We start from the raw sequence: 19559 nt of genomic DNA, 5'->3' as shown, positions 1-19559 counted from the left end.
ATTTATCAGCTCTCGCGCCTTAAGGGTGCAATTCATCAGTGATGCGCACCAGCTTTGAGCACTATTTCACATTACTTTTTTTGTGGATAACAGGGCAATGCGGCGAGGCTGTCAGGCTTTTCATTAGTGGCAAAGCCCGAGCGACAAGTCAAGGGTAAGAAACAACAAAATTTAACTTTTAATTTAACTATCAACACGATGGGAGACAACATGGTCACAAGGCGTAATTTTATTACCGGTTTTACTGCTATTCCTGTTTTATCTTACCTGAGTTTTGACAGCGTTTTTGCTGCGACGCCAAAAACCATGTTGGTGATGGCGATCCAACTGGATATCATTACCAGCCTTGACCCCCATGAAGCCTTCGAAAGCGTAGGTGAAGAAGTCACCGGCAATCTCTATCAACTATTGGTAAAACCGAAACTGAGTGCCCCGGATGAAATCGAAGGCGACCTTGCCTTGTCATGGAGCGTCTCAGACGATAAAAAAACCTTTACCTTTAAAATGGATCCGCAGGCCAAATTCGCCGATGGCTCACCATTAACCGCCGAAGACGCCGCTTTCTCATTACAGCGCGTGGTTAAGCTGGATAAAAGCCCGGCCTATATCATCAACCAGTTTGGTTATACCAAAGACAACGTTGAACAGTTTATCAGCGCACCAGATGCGCAAACTCTGGTCATTAAAACCGCCGAACCGGCGTCTGAATCCTTTCTGCTCTATTGCCTGTCGGCCAACGTCGGCTCTGTGGTGCAGAAATCGGCCTGTCTGGCCAATCAAAAAGGCGATGATCTCGGCAATGCCTGGCTGAAAACCAACAGTGCCGGTTCCGGGGCTTATACCTTGCGTACCTGGAAAGTCAGTGAAACCGTGATCCTTGAGAGCAACAAAAACCATCCGCAGGCGGGTAAAATTGAACGCGTCATTATGCGTCATATCACCGATCCTTCTGCCCAGTTGCTGATGCTGCAAAAAGGCGATATTGATATTGCCCGCAACCTGACCACCGAACAGCTACGCCCGTTAAAAGACGATAAAAACTTTACCCTGGTACAAAAAGGGATTGCCGCTACGCTGATGGTATCTGGCAATGTGGCTCACCCTAATCTGGCCAAGCCGCAGGTATGGCAAGCCATCAAATGGGCCATCGACTACGAAAAAATTCAGAAAAATATCATCCCGCTGACCCATAAAATCCATCAGAGTTTTCTGCCTGAAGGGTTTCCGGCGGCGGTCAATACCATAATGTATAAACGCGATGTCGCCAAAGCCAAAGCCCTGTTGGCAGAAGCCGGTTTTCCCAATGGTTTTGAGATCACCCTCGATCACTACTCGGCGTCGCCTTCTGCCGATATCGCGCAAGCCATTCAGTCAAACCTGGCTGAAATTGGCATTAAAGTGACGCTGCTGGCCGCCGAAAGCCGTCAGGTGCTGACCAAAATGCGTGCCCGTCAGCAACAGCTGGCCTTGACGCAATGGGGTGCAGACTATTTTGATCCCAACTCGAATGCCGAAACCTTTTGCAGCAATCCCGATAACAGCGATAAAGCCAAAAGCCGCACGCTGGCATGGCGTTGCAGCTGGCAGGATAAAACCATTTCCGATCTCAGCAGCCAGGCGCTGCACGAGTCGGACCCCGCCACGCGTATCAAGCTGTACGAGCAACTGCAAACCCGGCATATGGAGAACAGTCCGTTTATGATTATGTTCCAGCCGACCTTAACGGCCGCCTGTCGACATGATATCAGCGGCGTGATGTTAACCGTGATGAGCACCAGTCCCTACGATAAGGTTGTTAAAGCGTGAGCATGAGACTCAAAGGTTATCTGAGTACCTGCATCAGCGTTTGTCTTACCTTGTTTGGCTTGTCGGTGATTACCTTCTTTATTGGGCGGGTAATGCCGACAGACCCGGTGCTGGCTGCCGTGGGCGACAATGCCCCGGAGTCGGTCGTCGAACGTGTACGTCATGAAATGGGGCTGGATCAGCCCCTGTGGATGCAGTTTTTACACTATCTCAATCAGTTGGCCCACGGCGACCTGGGCCGTTCTGCCCTCACCTCCAATCTGGTCACCAGCGATATTGCCCGTTACTTTCCGGCTACCCTTGAGCTTGCCACCGCGGCGATCATTATTGCCGCGCTGGTTGGCATTCCGCTCGGGGTATGGGCGGCTACGCGGCAAGGTAGCTGGATCGACCAGACCATTCGCGTGGTCTGCCTGGCCGGACACTCGCTGCCGGTGTTTGTGTTGGCCTTGCTCAGCCTGCTGATTTTTTATTCTGCGCTGGGCATCGCACCGGGACCGGGCCGTCAGGACATTATCTATCAGGATATGATCCCGCAGGTTACCGGGCTACTGACGGTGGACTCGTTGTTGGCCGGCGATACGGGCGCGTTCTGGGATGCGTTGGCGCATATGGTGCAGCCGGTATTGATCCTCGCCTATTTCAGCATGGCGTATATCACCCGAATGACCCGAACCTTTATGCTTAACGCCTTGGGCGGCGAATATATTATTACCGCACGCGCTAAGGGCCTGTCGGCCAGTCGGGTGATCTGGAAACATGCCTTCCCGACGGTAGGTGTGCAGCTAATCACCGTGCTGGCATTGACCTACGCCGGGCTGCTGGAAGGTGCTGTGGTCACCGAGAATGTGTTTTCCTGGCCTGGCCTGGGACAATATCTGACAGTCTCGCTGATGAATGCAGATATGAACCCCGTTATCGGTTCCACCTTGCTGATTGGCGCCATCTACGTGCTGCTTAATCTGTTTGCCGACCTTCTCTATCGACTACTGGATCCTCGCGTAAAATGACCCTTTTATCCGCACGACCGGGGTCTCGAGCATGGCTGCTCGATGAGACACCCAAAACCCGCAGGCAAGCTATCTGGGGTAGACGTTATCGTATCTGGCTGGGCCTACGCGCCAACCCGCTGGCGCTGATAGGCTTGATTACCGTACTGCTGGTGCTGGCCATCTCGCTATGCGCACCGCTGCTGACCCATTATTCGCCAGGGGCGCAGGATCTGGCCAATCGCCTGTCGAAGCCATCGGCACTGCACTGGTTAGGTACCGACGAACTCGGGCGCGATACCTATAGCCGCATCCTCTATGGTGGACGCATTACCCTCGGCATGGTCATTATCGTGGTGGCCATAGTCGCGCCACTGGGACTGCTGATTGGCTGCGTTGCCGGTTATGCCGGGGGACTGGTGGATCGGGTGCTGATGCGTCTGACCGATATTTTTCTCGCCTTCCCGCGACTGATCCTGGCGCTGGCCTTTGTTGCCGCTCTGCGTCCCGGTATTGAAAGCGCCATCCTGGCTATCGCCCTCACCGCCTGGCCGCCTTATGCACGCCTGGCCCGCGCCGAAACCATGCAGGTACGCGGTACTGACTTTATTGCTGCCTGCCGTCTCACCGGGGCAACCCCGGCGCGTATTGTGCTGCGCCATATTATGCCGCTGTGTGTACCAAGTCTGGTGGTACGTGTCACGCTGGATATGAGCTCCATTATTATTACCGCAGCCAGCCTTGGCTTTTTGGGGATGGGCGCACAGCCGCCGTCACCGGAATGGGGGGCGATGATTGCCACCGCGCGGCGTTTCCTGTTCAGCGAATGGTGGGTGCCGCTTATTCCGGCTATCGCCATTTTTGTTACCTCGTTGGCCTTTAATTTTCTCGGCGACGGTTTACGTGACGTCCTCGATCCCAAGGAGCGCTAATGCTGGTCGATATCAAAAATTTACATATTACCTTTGCCACTCGTAACGGCAGCTTTGATGCGGTACGCGGCGTCTCTTTATCGTTGGGCAAGGAAAAGCTGGGCATTGTCGGCGAAAGCGGCTCGGGGAAATCGCTGACCGCGCGTTGCCTGATGAATCTGTTACCTGCCAGCGCCCATTGCCGTGCCGATACCCTGGCGTTTGACGGTATTGATCTGCGCAATGCCAGCGAAAAACAGATGCGGCAAATCCGCGGCAAGCGCGTGGGCTTTATTCTGCAAGATCCCAAATACTCGCTTAATCCGGTGATGCCGCTGGGTAAACAGGTTGCCGAAGCCTGGCTAACGCACAAAGGCGGCACTAAGCGTCAGGCGATGGAAGCGGCCATTGATCTACTTGACCAGGTGCGTATTCGCGATCCGCACAAGGTGGCAGAACGCTATGCCCATGAAGTATCCGGCGGTATGGGTCAACGGGTGATGATTGCCATGATGCTGGCGCCCGACCCTGAGTTGATGATCGCCGATGAACCCACCAGCGCCCTCGATGCCACCGTGCAAGCCGAGATCCTGCGTCTGCTCGATGATTTGGTTTCGCGCCGCGGTATGGGGCTGATCCTCATCAGTCACGATCTGCCGCTGGTATCAAAATTTTGCGATCGCGTGGCGGTAATGTACGCCGGGCGTATTGTCGAAACCCTGCAAGCGGGCGAGTTACGCCACGCGCAGCACCCTTATACCCGCGGACTGCTGGAGTGTCTGCCGTCGCTGACCCACCCCAGAGAGCGCCTGCCGATCCTGGTGCGCGATGAGGCATGGAAAACTGCATGATTACTTTAGATCAGTTGCGTATCTCTTTTGGTGATACCGAGGTAGTAAAAGGCGTCAGTTTTCAGGTGGCCAACGGCGAAAGCTTTGGCATTGTCGGCGAAAGCGGTTCGGGAAAATCCACTATTCTGCGTGCGCTGGCCGGGCTGAATCCTGACTGGTCCGGCGAGATGAATATTGGCGGCGAAGTCCAGGGTGCCAAACGGGCAAAACGCTTCTACCGGCGGGTACAAATGGTGTTTCAGGATCCCTATGGCTCACTGCATCCGCGTCAGACCATCGATCGTATTCTTGCCGAACCGCTGACGGTGCATGGTTTTCTGAATATCGAAAAACGCATCGCCGAGGCACTTAATGAAGTGGCCTTGCCGCAAAGCGTGCGTTTTCGTTTTCCCCATCAGCTTTCCGGTGGTCAGCGACAACGGGTGGCCATTGCCCGCGCGATGATCTCGGAACCTGAGCTATTGCTGCTCGATGAACCCACCTCGGCGCTGGATGTATCGGTACAAGCCGAGATATTAAATCTGCTTACCGATCTCCGTGAGCAAAAGAAACTCACTTATGTGTTGGTGACCCACAATTTAGCGGTGGTAACGCATCTTTGCACCAGAATTGGCGTAATGATTGGTGGTCAAATGGTTGAGCTTGTGAGTGCCAATGATTTACGGGCGGGGAAGGTAAAACATCCGCATACCGCCGAGCTTAGAAAGTTAAGTCTGAGCCTGGAAGAACCGGAAATCGATTAGGCCTGACCTACATTTATATTCGCCAAAGCCATAGATGCTTGTGCATCCCTGATTGCTGCCTTGAAGCAAGTCGGGTAAGTGAATGCAGGCCGAGTGTCCAGGGCAAAAGGATAAAGGAGATTTGCAATGACTTTCAAAGATCCACCGCATTCATTAGATTGGCAAGCTGCACTGTCGGCAGCAAAACGTATTACTGCCGCCTGGGATCACCCCGGGGAACCGGGCGGTGCCATCACCTTATTTGATAGTCAGTCAATCCAGGGCGAAGCCTGCGGTGGTTTGGCCAATCTGACTACCGGCGAGCGCTTTACCATTGACAATGTGGTGCGCTATGCCTCGGTCACCAAACATATTTTTGCCGCGTTAGCGCTATTGCGTAGCGGCGCCAATCTCTCGCTCAATGATACATTGGGACAGTATCTGCCAATGCTGAAACCGCCAATGTCACAGGTGACGCTGGGACGTGCGCTGGATATGACCGGCGGTTTGCCAGACGTGCGGGAAACCCTGTCCTTGCTGGGCATATCGGTATACAACGTCAGCGAACCTGCCGCTATTATTGAGTTTCTTGCTCAGGACGGCAGCCTGAATTTTCCGGCGGGTACCGAGATCTCCTATTCCAATACCGGCTACCGTTTAGTCGAGACCATTCTGCAACAACAGGGAATTTTGTTTGCCGACCTGTTGCAGCGTCATATCGCCGAACCGCTGGATATTGCCTTTCAGGCCCCGGAAAGCTGGTTTGATGTGGTCCCCAATCTGGTGCCGGGCTACTGGCAAGCGCAAGACGGCTGGAAAACCGCCTGCGCCGGTTTACATCTCTCTGCCTCTGGCAGTCTGACCGGTAGCCTGCGCTCCTTGTCTCTCTGGTTACAGAGTCTGTTAGCCAATAGCGGCCCCGGTGCAGGTGTACTGCAACAACTTAGCCAGCCACGTAGCCTGCAAAATGGCACCGCCACTGCCTATGGATTGGGCATTACCCATTCGACCCTTGGCCAACATCAGCTGTTGGGTCATGGCGGATCACACGCCGGCTATAAGACCTATTTTCTATTGCATCCCGAGTTAAAAGTCGGAGTTGCTCTGGTTTCCAACCGGGAAGACACCGCCTCATACACTTCGCTGCTGACGGTTATGTCTGCCCTGTTGGCGACGTCATTGCCAGCCAGAAGCACTGCGCTAACCGATGGTTTGTACGCCAGCACCGCCGAGCCTTACTGGTTGTCGATTAATCAGGGGGTGGCCACTTATTTAGGTGCCAGCGAGAACCTTTATCAGGCAGAAGATGGCAGCGCGATATCGCTCTCTGCTCATTTGCCAATGCGTCTGCGCATGAATGGCCAGGCTATTGAGGGGGAGATTGGTTTGGCAGAACGCTATTTTACCCCGGTTAAAGCCAATAACTGCCTGGCCATGATCCAGGGCCGCTGGCTGCACCCCGAATCGAAAGCCGCCTTTGATATTGAAGGCGACAAACTGCTGATGGGCGTGGGAACCCAACGCGCCAGCGGAACGCTGACCTCACTGGGACAGGGGCATCTATTGGTAAAAATGCCTGACGGCCCGTGGGAAAAATCCTTTTGCCTCTATTTTCAGGGCTATAATGTCAGGCTGATTTCCAATCGCAGCCGGGTACTGAACTTTCGCCGCGAGGAGTGTCGAATCAGTTGGTAGCACTGATGTCGAGCCAGGCCTGCTGCAGGCAGTGGCTGTCCCCTTCATCGTGTTACGCTCGCCGCCAGGGAAAATACATTATTTGGGCAACAGAGAGACATTATGGCCAGTAAAAGGGTTGTGTTATCGGATGTCGCACAGATGGCGGGGCTTTCCAAAGCTACCGTCTCAAGGTACCTCAATCATAGTATCGTACTGCCTCAGCAAACGGTGCAGCGTATTGAAGATGCTATTAATACTTTGGGTTATCGGGCCAACAGCCTGGCTCGGCGTTTAAGCATGGGGGGCAGTGAAACCATCGGTCTGGTATTGCCTGATATTACCAACCCCTTTTTTGCCGAACTGGCTGACGCCGCCGAAGAAACGGCATCGCAGCATAACTACAGCCTGGTACTCTGCGTCACACGTAATAATCTGGAAAAAGAGTGTCAGTTTATCCGTTGGCTGGATACCCGCCAGGTGGATGGCCTGCTGTTTGCCACTAATCGCCCGGACAATGGTCAGCTTTGCGCTGAACTTAAAGGCCACCAGCATGTCGTGTTGATTGATGAAGACGTGCCCGGCTGTGATGTGCCTAAAGTTTTTTCCGATAATGTGCACGGGGGTGAAATGGCCACCCGGGCATTGATCGGTGCAGGCCACCAGCGTATTGCCTTTGTTGGCGGCCCCAATGAACTGATGAGTGTGCGTGAACGTCATCAGGGTTATCGTCGGGCGTTATTGCAAAACGGTCTGGTCTACGACCCATCGCTGGTGCGCTACGGTGACTACAGTCGCCAGTTTGGCCGCCAGGCGCTGGAACAACTACTTGCCCTGCCAGCTCCCCCCAGTGCCATTTTCGCTGCCAGTGATTTTCTTGCCCTTGGCCTGCTTGATGGCTTGCGTGCCAAAGGCCTGAGCGCCCCCGAGGCCATGTCGCTGGTGGGGTTTGATGACGCCATCTATTCGGACCTCATCACTCCCCGCCTGTCAACCATTCGCCAATCGGCGCGAGAACTGGGGATCACTGCGGTGGAAAGACTTCTTCAACTGTTTGATCAAGATGAGGAGATCCCTACCATCTCGCGTATTCCCGTGGAGTGGATATCGCGGGATTCCATTGCGCGCTGGCGTGGCAAACTCTGACCTTATTGTCAGCGATCAGCGGCCAACTTTGTCAATAACCTTAATATCAGGTTGGGTTTTGAATCGGCCAGGAAACATTTACGGCAAAACCGGGATTGGCTTAAATGACAATTTTTGGTTTTAAAGTCAACTTCAAGGTCAAGGTCAAGGTCAACTTCAACTGCATTCGCTTCGCTCACTGGGCGGCGGCCCAGACCGCCCAAAGGAGGCGAAGGCGCGCCTCCTTTGGAATCCTGCGCCTTGTCCAAATTGATAAGTGTCGTGCCGTCGGTTGTAGTTCTTTCCAGTGACATCTGTGTGTGGCCTAAACCACGCCGCTTCGCGGTCCCTTCACTCGGTCGCGAGCCAAAAGCGTCTCCCTCCACGTCGCTCAGCGTAGGTTTTGAATCGGCCAGGAAACATTTAAAGCAAAACCGGCAACATTAAAGGTCAACGGCGAAAGACAAAAAGATAAAAAGATAAAAAGATAAAAAGTTTGCCGCTGAAACGGCACGGTGTAGATAGCTTACTGGCACATTCAGAGACGGAGCCGCGCGAAGTGGAGGGAGACGCTTTTGGCTCCCGACCGAGCAAGGGGACTGCGGAGCAGCGCGGCTCGTGCCACGCTGGGAGTGACTGAAACATAGCCGGTAATAGGCAGCAGACGAATCAACAACACCAAAAGGCCAAGGATTGTTAAGGAGCGGGCCAGCGCTCCTTAACTCGGTTCGGCACAGCGGGTTAAGTGGCCACCGCTATTATAAAACCGAAACATCTCCTCGGAGTTAATTGACTTTAAGCCATACATTGCCATTTAAGACATGCTGACTGGCACATTCAGAGACGGCGCCGCGCGAAGAGGAGGGAGACGCTTTTGGCTCCCGACCGAGCAAGGGGACTGCGCAGCAGCGCGGCTCGTGCCACGCTCGGAGTGACTGAAACATAGCCGGTAATAGGCAGCAGACGCATCAACAACACCAAAAGGCCAAGGATTGTTAAGGAGCGGGCCAGCGCTCCTTAACTCGGTTCGGCACAGCAGGCCAAGTTGCCACCGCTATTATAAAACCGAAACAGCGCCTCATAGCCCATTGACTTTAAAACACAAATTGCCATTTAAGCCAAACCCGAAACAGCTCCTCTAAAGAAAATTGACATTTAAGCTGGAACGGCACGATGTACATAGCTAGTTGGCACATTCAGAGACGGCGCCGCGCGAAGTGGAGGGAGACGCTTTTGGCTCCCGACCGAGCAAGGGGACTGCGCAGCAGCGCGGCTCGTGCCACACTCGGAGTGACTGAAACATAGCCGGTAATAGGCAGCAGACAAATCAAAGACACCAAAAGGCCCAGGATTGTTAAGGAGCGGGCCAGCGCTCCTTAACTCGGTTCGGCACAGCAGGCCAAGTTGCCACCGCTATTATAAAACCGAAACAGCGCCTCATAGCCCATTGACTTTAAAACACAAATTGCCATTTAAGCCAAACCCGAAACAGCTCCTCTAAAGAAAATTGACATTTAAGCTGAAACGGCACGGTGTAGATAGCTTACTGGCACATTCAGAGACGGCGCCGCGCGAAGAGGAGGGAGACGCTTTTGGCTCCCGACCGAGCAAGGGGACTGCGCAGCAGCGCGGCTCGTGCCACGCTGGGAGTCACTGGAAAATAGCCGGTAATAAGCAGCAGACGCATCAACAACACCAAAAGGCCGAGGATTGTTAAGGAGCGGGCCAGCGCTCCTTAACTCGGTTCGGCACAGCAGGCCAAGTTGCCACCGCTATTATAAAACCGAAACAGCGCCTCATAGCCCATTGACTTTAAAACACAAATTGCCATTTAAGCCAAACCCGAAACAGCTCCTCGGAGTTAATTGACTTTAAGCCATAAATTGCCATTTAAGACATGCTGACTGGCACATTCAGAGACGGCGCCGCGCGAAGCGGAGGGAATGCATAGTGGAGATAGTGAAGTAAAATAAATGGTTATAGGCTGCCACTATGCTATTTACACCTGGCGCTGTAACGGTTGCGGTGGATATTTGGTAGCCGCCTTGCGCTGATAAAGACTCACCACGTCACCAATAATCAACAGTGCCGGGGTGACAATCGCATCTCGTTCAATGATCATGCTTAGGGTTCCCAAAGCGCCAGTGGTGACACGTTGCTGCGGTTGTGTACCCCGCTCAATAATCGCCACCGGTGTACTGGCCGCCAGCCCATTGGCAATCAAACGTTGGCTAATGATGCCGCTATTGGCCAGCCCCATATAAAATACCAGCGTCTGCCGGGCAGCGACCAACGACGCCCAGTCGATATCTTCTTCGCCCTGTGATCCTTGCCCGGTAACAAAACGCACTGACTGCGCCAGATCGCGATGGGTCAAAGGGATCCCGCAGGCGGCCGCACATCCCATGGCAGCGGTAATGCCGGGGACGATATGGCAAGCTACCCCATGCTGTTGACAGTGCGCCATCTCCTCGCCGCCGCGGCCAAAAATAAAGGGATCGCCGCCTTTCAGCCGCACTACACGTTTACCCGACTGCGCCAGATCGACTAACAGTTGATTAATTTGCGGCTGCGCCAGACGATGATTGCCCGGCGCTTTACCCACATCGATGCGTAACGCATCCTGCGGGATCAGCGCCATCACCGGGGCAGATACCAGACGGTCGTAGACCACGACATCAGCCTGACGTATCACCCGCAGTGCCTTTAATGTCAGCAACTCCACATCTCCCGGTCCCGCGCCCACCAGCCATACTTCACCGCCCGAGAGTGGATCCTGTTGTTCGGCCAGCGACAGCAACTGGGCAATATGTTGATGAGGTAATGTCGGTATGCAGATATTCATTGGCCTTCTCCCGCTACACAGCTTAGCGGCCGGGCAGCAATCAATGTTTTCAGTTCAGGCAGACATGAGCCGCAGTTGGTACCGCATTTCAATCTTTCGCCAAGTTGCAAAACAGTGTGACAACCTTGTGCCATTGCCCGTTTTATCTGCCCTTCACCAATGCCAAAACAGCTGCAGATCACCGGCCCGGACGCGGGTTTACCCTGATCTTGCTTACCGGCCAATAATGCCAGACGCCCTGCCGCCGTTGCGGGCGGGTGGGCGAATGCGGCAACCACGGTCTGGCGATCCGGCTGCGGACGCTGATGATGAGCATAAAACGCCAGGCATAGTTCGCCATCCCGCCAGGCCAGCAGATGGAAACCTTCTGCGCCAAGGTCGGCGTACTGGCAGGTCAGAGTGCTAAGTTCGGCATGTTTATTGAGCCAGGCTAACCAGTCAGCCGGTAGCTTTGACTCGGCAATGACAAAATGCGCAACCCCTGGCTGGGAAATACGACTCCAGTACTCAACCGCCGGCGGCTCAACTTGCACGCCGCGAATAAAGAGTTCCGCCTGAAATGCCGCTGGCCACCGACGAACATTAACCGGCATCTGTTTACTTTCCGGCTGTCCGGACAAGGGGTCGGTATGGGCCTCAATTAGCGCCCCCACTCGTGCCTGTTGGCTAAACAGACTGTTCCAGTGCATGGGTACAAAGACACTGCCCCGTGGCTGCAGCGAATCGGGTCGCGCACGCAGCAGTAACCAGCCGTGTGAGGAGGCCACACGCAGTAGATCTCCCGCAACGACGCCACTGACATCGGCGGGATGATACTGGCAAAAAGGTTCGCTGATATGCTGCATCAGGCGCGGTGATTTTCCACTGCGGGTCATGGTGTGCCACTGATCACGTATGCGCCCGCTGTTCATTACCAGCGGATAATTCACTGTCGGCTGATTGACCGCCAGCCGGGGAACAATGGGCAGCAGTCGCGCTTTAGCGTCGGCATGAAAGAAGCGCCCATCGCTAAACAATCTGGCGCAGCCCTGCGGATGTTGACTATTAATCGGCCACTGACAGGGAGCCAGTTCGTCCCACTGTGCATTGCTCAACGTGGCCAGCCCACTGATATCAAAGGCGCGCGTCCCCTGATTTTCAAAGCCCGATAACGCCGCATGTTCGCGGAATATCTCGGCGGGATGCTGATAGGCGAACGCCTTGCCAAACCCCAATCGCTGTGCAACCTGGGACAAAATCCACCAATCTGCTCGCGCTTCACCCGGTGGCGCTAAAAAGCGGCGTTGACGAGAAATACAGCGTTCGGAGTTGGTTACAGTGCCATTCTTCTCTCCCCAGCCCAGCGCCGGCAGACGGATATGCGCCACTCGGCTGGTATCGGTATCGCGCATAATGTCAGAGACGATCACCAACGGGCAACGCGACAGCCCGTGGCGCACACGATCGGCATCGGGCAGCGAGACCAGCGGATTGGTGCCCATAATCCACACTGCCTTGACACTGCCCTCGGCAATGGCAGCAAACAGATCGACGGCATTTAATCCTGGCTGAGTAGTGACATTGTCACTTTCCCAGAAACGACTCACCCGATCCACCTCTTCTGCGCCAAAAGCCATATGCGCCGCCAGTTGATTAGCCAGCCCGCCAACTTCGCGCCCGCCCATGGCGTTGGGTTGACCGGTGATGGAAAACGGCCCGCAGCCCGGACGACCCAGGGTACCGGTGGCGAGGTGTAAATTAATAATCGCCTGACATTTATCCACCCCGGAACTGGATTGGTTAATGCCCATCGAATAGAGCGTCACCCAGGATGGGCTGTCAGCCAGCAACTGATAAAAGGCCAGCAATTGCTCTTCGCTCAGGCCGCAAAAACGGGCGGTGCGCGCCAGCGTCCAGTGTGCCGCCGCGGCCAACGTCGACTCGGCCCCCTCGGTATGCTGCAATAGAAAATCCTGATCAAGACGGCCGCGCTCGGCCATGGCATGCAGCGCGCCACAGAACAAGGCGGCATCGCTGCCCGGTTGCAGTGATAAATGCAGGTCGGCAATATCACAGGTGGCGGTCTGACGAGGATCGATGACGACGACACGCATGGCTGGACGCGATTTTTTGGCCTGTACCAGCCGCTGATAAAGCACCGGGTGCGCCCAGGCGGTATTAGACCCAACCAGCACGACGGTATCTGCCAGCTCAAGATCCTGATAATTTCCCGGTACGACGTCAGCGCCAAAAGCGCGTTTATAGCTGACTACCGCTGACGCCATACACAGCCGGGAATTGGTATCCATATTGCCGCTGCCGATAAAACCCTTCATCAACTTATTGGCCACGTAATAATCTTCGGTCAACAGTTGTCCGGAACCATAAAAGGCCACTGCCTGCGGTCCGTGCTCGGCGATTATTGCCTGCAGTTGTGTCGCCACCGCATCCAGCGCGGTCGGCCAACTGACCGGTTGGCCGTGGATTTCGGGGCGCAGTAACCGGCCTTGTAAATCCAGGGTCTCACCCAGCGCACTGCCTTTAACACACAAGCGTCCGCTGTTGGCCGGATGCCGGGGATCTCCCGAGGCGCTAAAGCCTTCGCCTTGCGGCTGCATCCTGACGCCACAGCCGACGCCACAATAGGCACAGGTGGTGGCGGCCTCCCTGCCCAAGCTCAAGCCGTTCATTGGCTCACCTGCTCGCCCAGCGCCAGCCTGTTTGCCGTACCAAACGCCGGAGAAAGCGGGGATGCCTGAACCCAAACACGTCCCTGATCAATGCGCACTGGCCAGACCCGCAGGCTGTGAGGCGAAGCGTCAAGACTGCGGCCGTCGAGCAAACTAAAACGTTGTTTGTAGAGTGGCGAAATCACCACCGGCTCCCCGTGCACATCGCCCACCAGCCCGCGGGCCAACACGTTAGCCGTGGTGTCTGGTTCGCGATTTTCCAGCGCAAACACCTGCTGTGGATGGGCGGGTAAGTAAAACAGTGCAATCTGTTGATCGCCCATTCTGGCGGCCATACCGGCGTTTGCCGGAATAGCGCTCAGCGGGCACAGCGCCACCCAGCCTGCTAGCGGCTCGCTGAGCGTAGTTGTCGCGTGCACTGCCCGCTCAGCGGCCGTCGCGGGTCGCCACTGCTGGCGCTCCATCACATTGATCACCGCTTCATCGGCGATATCGCTGTTAACAAAAGGTTTGAACAGCGTCAGGCGATCGGCATCGGACAAGGTGGTCTGCCATTCACACTGATAGCTGGCCACCACCGCCTGCATTTCCGCTTCCAGCTCATCGCCAATATGCAGGCTGTCCTCAAGCACCACCCGACGCAGATAGTCCAGACCGCCTTGCAAATTGTCCAGCCAACTACTGGTGCGTTGCAGCCGGTCGGCGGTGCGGATATAAAACATTAGAAAACGGTCAACGGTGCGGATCAGCTGTGCAGTGCTAATATCACGAGCCAGCAGATCGGCGTGACGTGGTTTCATGCCGCCGTTACCGCAAACGTAGAGATTCCAGCCTTTCTCGGTGGCGATCACCCCAACGTCTTTGCTTTGCGCTTCGGCACACTCGCGGGTGCAACCCGACACCGCCATTTTGATTTTATGCGGCGAGCGCAGCCCTTTGTAACGATGCTCCAGCTCCAACGCCAGTGAGGTGGAGTCCTGAACCCCGTAGCGGCACCAGTTGGATCCGACGCAGGATTTGACGGTGCGCAGCGATTTGCCATAGGCATGACCGGTTTCAAATCCGGCATCAATCAGCTGTTGCCAGATTTCCGGTAATTGCTCCAGCCTGGCACCAAACAAGTCGATTCGTTGTCCGCCGGTAATTTTGCTATATAACTGATAACGCTTGGCCACCTGTCCGATGGCAATCAGCCCATCCGGGGTGATTTCTCCGGCAGGTACCCGCGGTACCACCGAGTAGGTGCCGTCTTTCTGGATATTGGCAAAAAAACGATCGTTGGTATCCTGCAACGGCAAATGTTGCGGCTTCAGCAGATACTCGTTCCAGCAGGATGCGAGGATCGAACCGACCGCCGGTTTGCAGATTTCACAGCCCTGTCCCTGCCCGTGTTTGGCCATTAACTGATCAAAGTGGGTGATATTACCGATGCGCACCAGGTGATAGAGTTCCTGGCGGGAAAAGGCAAAATGCTCACAAAGATGGCGATCTACTTCTACCCCAAGTTCTGTTAATGCAAACTCCATCACCTGACGGGTCAGGGTGGCACAGCCGCCACAGCCGGTCGCCGCTTTGGTACAACTTTTAATCGCCGCCATATCACTACAGCCCTCCTGCACCGCCGCACAGATATCGCCTTTGCTGACGTTATGGCAGGAGCAGATTTGGGCGCTGGCCGGTAAGGCGGCGACTCCCAGGCTTGCCGCGCCGCCGCCGGCAGTAGCCGGCAGGATCAGACTTTGCGGATTGGCCGGCAGCGGCAGGTCATTGAGCATCATCTGTAACAATGCGCTGTATTCGCTACTGTCACCCACCAGCACTGCGCCCAACAGCCGTGTGCCATCGGCGGACACCACGATTTTTTTATAGACTTCTGCCGGACCGTCTATCCAGCTATAGCTCTGGCTGCCTGCCGTGCGACCGTGAGCATCCCCCACCGAGGCGACTTCTACCCCGAGCAGTTTCAGCTTGGTGCTCATATCTGCCCCTTTAAAGGCCGCCTCACTGCCTGCCAGCGTATCTGCCAGGGTGCGGGCCATTTGATAACCGGGGGCGACCAAACCAAATATCTGCCCATTCCACAGTGCACATTCACCAATGGCGAAAATGGTCGGGTCTGAGGTCCGGCAGCGATCGTCAATAACAATACCGCCGCGTGTCCCCACGGACAGCCCGGCCTCTCGCGCCAACTGGTCACGAGGACGGATCCCGGCAGAGAACAGCACCAGATCGGTTTCCAGTCGCTCGCCGTCGGCAAAGGAGAGGCAGTAGTCATGCTGTTCGCCGCTGATAATGGCGCGAGTTTCTTTGCCGGTATGTACCTGCACACCCAGCGCCTCGATTTTCTGGCGCAGCATACTGGCCCCCCCCTCGTCGAGCTGAACTCCCATTAAGCGAGGAGCAAACTCCACAACGTGGGTTTCCAGCCCCAGCAGCGTTAAGGCATTGGCCGCTTCCAGCCCGAGTAAGCCGCCGCCAATCACCACCCCCACTTTGCCGCGATCGGCACAGGCTCTGATCGCGGCCAAATCCTCCAGAGTGCGATAGACCAGGCAGCCGGGGCCGTCATTTCCGGGGATCGGGGGCACAAAGGGAAAGGAGCCCGTGGCCAGCACCAGCAAGTCGTAGGCGGTTTGCCGCCCTTGCCGGTCGACCACTACCCGGCACTGGCGATCAATATGTTCGATCACATGACCCAGACGCAGTTCAATGCCGTTTTGCTCAAAAAAGCCCGGTTCAACCATCGACAGCGATTCGGCGCTACGTCCCGAGAAAAATTCCGATAAATGCACACGGTCATAGGCGGCCGTCGTCTCTTCGGCAAAAACAATAATCTGGTATTTTTGCTGCAATTGGCGCGACACCAACTGTTGCAGAAAATGATGACTGACCATGCCGTGTCCGGCAACAACCATTACGGGTTTAGACATTGCTTCGCTCCTCGTTACCCCGGGGGATAATCGATCGTTGTCATTAGGTTGGCTCGATGCCAGGGTGTTATCAGCGCTAAACACATTTAGCGCCGTGCCCGGCATCGCCGGCATATCAAGTTGAGACAAATAGTCAGGTCCGGCGGTGGCATCACCTAGCAGCAGCACCCCCTTCAGTTGCTGATCCACCAGCAGCAAACGGCGATAATGCCCGGCCAGCGGATCCCAGGATTTTTGCACCACGCTGGCGGGGTCGCCCTGCAGTTGTCCGGCGCAATATAAATCAATCCCCGTCACCTTCAGGCGCAGCGGCACCGGGTGTTGTTGATACGGTTGACTGGCAACACCGGCCAACCGCGCAGCCAGGCGCTCGGCCTGCTGCCAGCAAGGCGCCAGCAGACCAAAAGTTTGCTCGCCAAGCTGGCAGCACTCGCCGATAGCCGATATTTGCGGATGGGATGTGCGCAGCTCGTGGTCCACCAGAATCCCGCGCTGACAAGCCACACCGGCAACCTGTGCCAAGGCTATCGACGGGCGGACACCGGCCGCTACCACCACTAATTCCGCAGACAAGCGACGGCCATCTGCCAGTTCGACGGCACACAGTTTTCCCTGCGGGTTGCCGATATAGCGCCGGGTTTCGGCGCCGGTTAGCGTGGTAATGCCGCGTTCTGCCAACAATTGTTCAAGATGCCCCGCGGCCTGAGCATCCAGTTGGCTATCCATCAGATAAGGTCCACGCTGCACCAAGGTAACCTGCACTCCGCGCAGCGCCAGGGCGGCGGCGGTTTCAATACCCAGCACTCCGCCACCGATCACCACCACCGGCATTGCCGGACGCAACCCGGCGAGAATATTTTCCACATCGCCCTGGCTGCGAAAGGCAAAAATGCCTGGCAGATCTGCCCCCGGTAGCGGCGGCATAAAAGGCTGCGAACCGGTGGCCAATACCAGATGGTCATAATGAAAAGCCCGTTCGCCGCAATAAACCTGCTGATTTTGCGGGGAAAGATGGGTCACCCGCTGGCCGGCAAAAAAAGTGACGTTGTGACGTTTATACCATTCCGCTTGATGGGTAATAATGTCTGTAAAGGCCTTTTCGCCGGATAATACCGGGGTCAGTAAAATCCGGTTATAGGCGGTCTGTGGCTCTTCCCCCAACAGGGTAATGCGATAGCGATCGGCCGCCAGCTGGCATAGCCGCTCAACCAGTCGCACTCCCGCCATACCATTGCCGATCACCAGCAAATCCGTTTTATTCATCACCGCAGCCCCCGCAGTCAGACTCAGGCGATCGCCGTTTGTTTGTCATATAAAAATTGCAGCACTTGTTGGCGATACCCCTGGAACAACGGATCACTGGCCATAGCCAAACGGGATCGTGGTCGAGGCAAGTCGATATTGAGCACCTCACCCACCTTCGCCGCCGGTCCATTGGTCATCATCATCACGCGGTCGGACAGCAGCACGGCTTCATCAACGTCATGGGTGATCAATAAAATGGTGGTGCGCAGGCGCTGCTGAATTTCCATTACTGCATCCTGTAAATGCGCCCGGGTCAGGGCATCCAGCGCGCCAAAGGGCTCATCCATCAGCAAGATTTTCGGTTTCATTGCCAGCGCGCGGGCAATGCCTACTCGCTGCTTCATGCCGCCGGAAATTTCACCCGGTCGCTTGTCCCTGGCGTGGCTCATATGCACCAGCGCCAAATTGTGTTCAATCCAGTCGTGCATCTCGGCTTTGCTCATCTGGTTTTTAAACACCTGATGCACCGCCAGCGCCACATTGTCGTAGCTGGTCAGCCAGGGTAGCAGCGAGTGATTTTGAAACACCACGCCACGCTCTGGCCCCGGACCGGCAATCTCGCGGTTATCACACAGCAATACGCCGGAGGTCGGCAGGCTGAGCCCGGCGATCAAATTGAGCAATGTCGATTTGCCGCAACCGGAGTGGCCGATAAAACTCAGGGTTTCCCCTGGATGGATATCGAAACTGACATTGTCCAGCGCCAAAAATCGGCCTTTGCTGGTAGCAAAGCTCTGACTGACGTTCTGTACGCGAATAAGGGCTTTTTCACGGTTCATAGCGACTCCCGACCATTGTTAAAACTAAAGTGGCGGGCAATGGCGATCAGCCCCAATTCCAGCAACATGCCCACTAAGCCAATCAACAGGATGGCGATAATGATGTTTTGCACGTTGAGGTTGTTCCACTCGTTCCAGATCCAAAAACCAATACCAATGCCACCGGTGAGCATTTCTGCCGCCACAATCACCAGCCAGGCAATACCAATGGACAAGCGAACGCCGGTAAGGATGTAAGGCAACACAGCGGGAAAAAGGATCTTGCGCATCACCGTGAATTCACTAAGGTTAAGCACCCGCGCGACATTGAGATAATCCTGTGGAATGCGGCGCACCCCTTCGGCGGTATTGAGGATCATGGGCCAGATCGAACAGATAAAGATGGTCCAGGCAGAGGCCGGTTCGGCACGTTGAAACAACAACAGACCAATCGGCAGCCAGGCCAGCGGGCTGACTGGGCGCAACAGCGCAATCAGCGGGTTAAGCATATTGGCGATAAAGCTGAAACGACCAATCAGAAACCCGGCGGGAATACCCAATGCTGCTGCCAGACCAAAGCCCACCGCCACTCTTTTCAGTGAGGCCAACAGGTTCCAGCCAATGCCCATATCATTGGGACCGGCAACATAAAAGGGATCGGCAAAAATTACCTTCGCCGCCTCCCAGGTTTTCAGTGGCGTAGGAAAACCTTTGCTGCTGAGGGCGGCTATCTGCCACAGAACAATAACTATCCCCAGCCCTAGCAGGCCTGGCAGCGCTTTTTGCAGCAAGGCTCGCAACGTCTGGGACAGCTTGCCACGCTGCGATTTATGGGCTTCGGCTGGTGCCGGCATCACGTTTTTTGGCGACGTGGTTAAGGGCACTATTTCTGCACTGGCAGGGCTCGCCGACAGCGGGATAATCTCGGCACTGTCATGGGAATGGATCGGTTGGCTGGTCATCGGTCACCTCAC

At 55.5% G+C, this 19559-nt stretch carries 12 protein-coding genes; 7 read left to right on the top strand and 5 right to left on the bottom strand.

Going from position 1 to position 19559, the window contains the following annotated elements; all coding sequences use genetic code 11:
- Nucleotides 1-210: 210 nt before the first annotated feature.
- The 7 genes from GW590_RS15015 to GW590_RS14985 all read left to right on the top strand — a co-directional run bounded on the left by GW590_RS15015 (nt 211) and on the right by GW590_RS14985 (nt 8099).
- The gene (locus tag GW590_RS15015) at nt 211-1806 is read left to right on the top strand and encodes an ABC transporter substrate-binding protein (RefSeq protein ID WP_169403858.1); all 1596 of its coding nucleotides are present in this window, start codon (nt 211-213) and stop codon (nt 1804-1806) included.
- Nucleotides 1807-1808: 2 nt separating this feature from the next.
- Nucleotides 1809-2816: an ABC transporter permease gene (locus tag GW590_RS15010; protein ID WP_169403857.1), complete on the top strand. Its 1008-nt coding sequence runs from the start codon at nt 1809-1811 to the stop codon at nt 2814-2816.
- Nucleotides 2813-3727 (top strand): ABC transporter permease, encoded by a 915-nt coding sequence (locus GW590_RS15005; protein ID WP_169403856.1) that lies wholly within the window; start codon nt 2813-2815, stop codon nt 3725-3727. The genes GW590_RS15010 and GW590_RS15005 overlap by 4 nt, the downstream gene beginning before the upstream one ends.
- Nucleotides 3727-4557, top strand: coding sequence for an ABC transporter ATP-binding protein (locus tag GW590_RS15000; protein ID WP_169403855.1), 831 nt, complete (start codon nt 3727-3729; stop codon nt 4555-4557). The genes GW590_RS15005 and GW590_RS15000 overlap by 1 nt, the downstream gene beginning before the upstream one ends.
- On the top strand, nt 4554-5300 hold the full coding sequence (locus GW590_RS14995; protein ID WP_169403854.1) for an ABC transporter ATP-binding protein: 747 nt from the start codon (nt 4554-4556) through the stop codon (nt 5298-5300). The genes GW590_RS15000 and GW590_RS14995 overlap by 4 nt, the downstream gene beginning before the upstream one ends.
- Before the next feature lie 126 nt (nt 5301-5426).
- Nucleotides 5427-6974, top strand: coding sequence for a serine hydrolase domain-containing protein (locus GW590_RS14990; RefSeq protein ID WP_169403853.1), 1548 nt, complete (start codon nt 5427-5429; stop codon nt 6972-6974).
- Nucleotides 6975-7076: 102 nt separating this feature from the next.
- A complete protein-coding gene (locus GW590_RS14985) occupies nt 7077-8099 on the top strand; it encodes a LacI family DNA-binding transcriptional regulator (protein WP_169403852.1) in 1023 nt (340 codons plus the stop codon).
- Between the two features lie 1978 nt (nt 8100-10077).
- Here the strand turns inward: GW590_RS14985 and cobA are convergent.
- Genes cobA through ntrB form a run of 5 tightly spaced genes read right to left on the bottom strand, consistent with a single transcriptional unit; the run spans nt 10078 to nt 19547 of the window.
- Entirely contained in the window at nt 10078-10923 is an 846-nt protein-coding gene (cobA, locus tag GW590_RS14980; RefSeq protein ID WP_169403851.1) for a uroporphyrinogen-III C-methyltransferase, read from the bottom strand.
- Entirely contained in the window at nt 10920-13592 is a 2673-nt protein-coding gene (locus GW590_RS14975) for a nitrate reductase (RefSeq protein WP_169403850.1), read from the bottom strand. Before GW590_RS14975 ends, cobA begins: the two co-directional genes overlap by 4 nt.
- Nucleotides 13589-17785 carry a nitrite reductase large subunit NirB gene (gene nirB / locus GW590_RS14970; RefSeq protein WP_169403849.1) on the bottom strand — a complete coding sequence of 1399 codons (4197 nt, stop codon included), beginning with the start codon at nt 17783-17785 and terminating at the stop codon, nt 13589-13591. The genes GW590_RS14975 and nirB overlap by 4 nt, the downstream gene beginning before the upstream one ends.
- A 23-nt stretch (nt 17786-17808) precedes the next feature.
- Nucleotides 17809-18606 (bottom strand): ABC transporter ATP-binding protein, encoded by a 798-nt coding sequence (locus GW590_RS14965; RefSeq protein WP_169403848.1) that lies wholly within the window; start codon nt 18604-18606, stop codon nt 17809-17811.
- Nucleotides 18603-19547, bottom strand: coding sequence for a nitrate ABC transporter permease (ntrB, locus tag GW590_RS14960; RefSeq protein WP_169403847.1), 945 nt, complete (start codon nt 19545-19547; stop codon nt 18603-18605). Before ntrB ends, GW590_RS14965 begins: the two co-directional genes overlap by 4 nt.
- Nucleotides 19548-19559 lie beyond the last annotated feature (12 nt).

It is taken from the genome of Rouxiella aceris, assembly GCF_012933545.1.
GTDB lineage: Bacteria > Pseudomonadota > Gammaproteobacteria > Enterobacterales > Enterobacteriaceae > Rouxiella > Rouxiella aceris.
This window is presented reverse-complemented; position numbering and strand designations above follow the sequence as displayed.

Bases quoted from the DNA above. Each gene is read 5' to 3' on its own strand.
- GW590_RS14990 (WP_169403853.1), top strand. From the start codon at position 5,427: ATGACTTTCAAAGATCCACCGCATTCATTAGATTGGCAAGCTGCACTG.
- GW590_RS14975 (WP_169403850.1), bottom strand. From the start codon at position 13,592: ATGAACGGCTTGAGCTTGGGCAGGGAGGCCGCCACCACCTGTGCCTAT.
- nirB (WP_169403849.1), bottom strand. From the start codon at position 17,785: ATGAATAAAACGGATTTGCTGGTGATCGGCAATGGTATGGCGGGAGTG.
- GW590_RS14965 (WP_169403848.1), bottom strand. From the start codon at position 18,606: ATGAACCGTGAAAAAGCCCTTATTCGCGTACAGAACGTCAGTCAGAGC.
- ntrB (WP_169403847.1), bottom strand. From the start codon at position 19,547: ATGACCAGCCAACCGATCCATTCCCATGACAGTGCCGAGATTATCCCG.
- GW590_RS15015 (WP_169403858.1), top strand. From the start codon at position 211: ATGGTCACAAGGCGTAATTTTATTACCGGTTTTACTGCTATTCCTGTT.
- GW590_RS15000 (WP_169403855.1), top strand. From the start codon at position 3,727: ATGCTGGTCGATATCAAAAATTTACATATTACCTTTGCCACTCGTAAC.
- cobA (WP_169403851.1), bottom strand. From the start codon at position 10,923: ATGAATATCTGCATACCGACATTACCTCATCAACATATTGCCCAGTTG.
- GW590_RS14985 (WP_169403852.1), top strand. From the start codon at position 7,077: ATGGCCAGTAAAAGGGTTGTGTTATCGGATGTCGCACAGATGGCGGGG.
- GW590_RS15005 (WP_169403856.1), top strand. From the start codon at position 2,813: ATGACCCTTTTATCCGCACGACCGGGGTCTCGAGCATGGCTGCTCGAT.
- GW590_RS14995 (WP_169403854.1), top strand. From the start codon at position 4,554: ATGATTACTTTAGATCAGTTGCGTATCTCTTTTGGTGATACCGAGGTA.
- GW590_RS15010 (WP_169403857.1), top strand. From the start codon at position 1,809: ATGAGACTCAAAGGTTATCTGAGTACCTGCATCAGCGTTTGTCTTACC.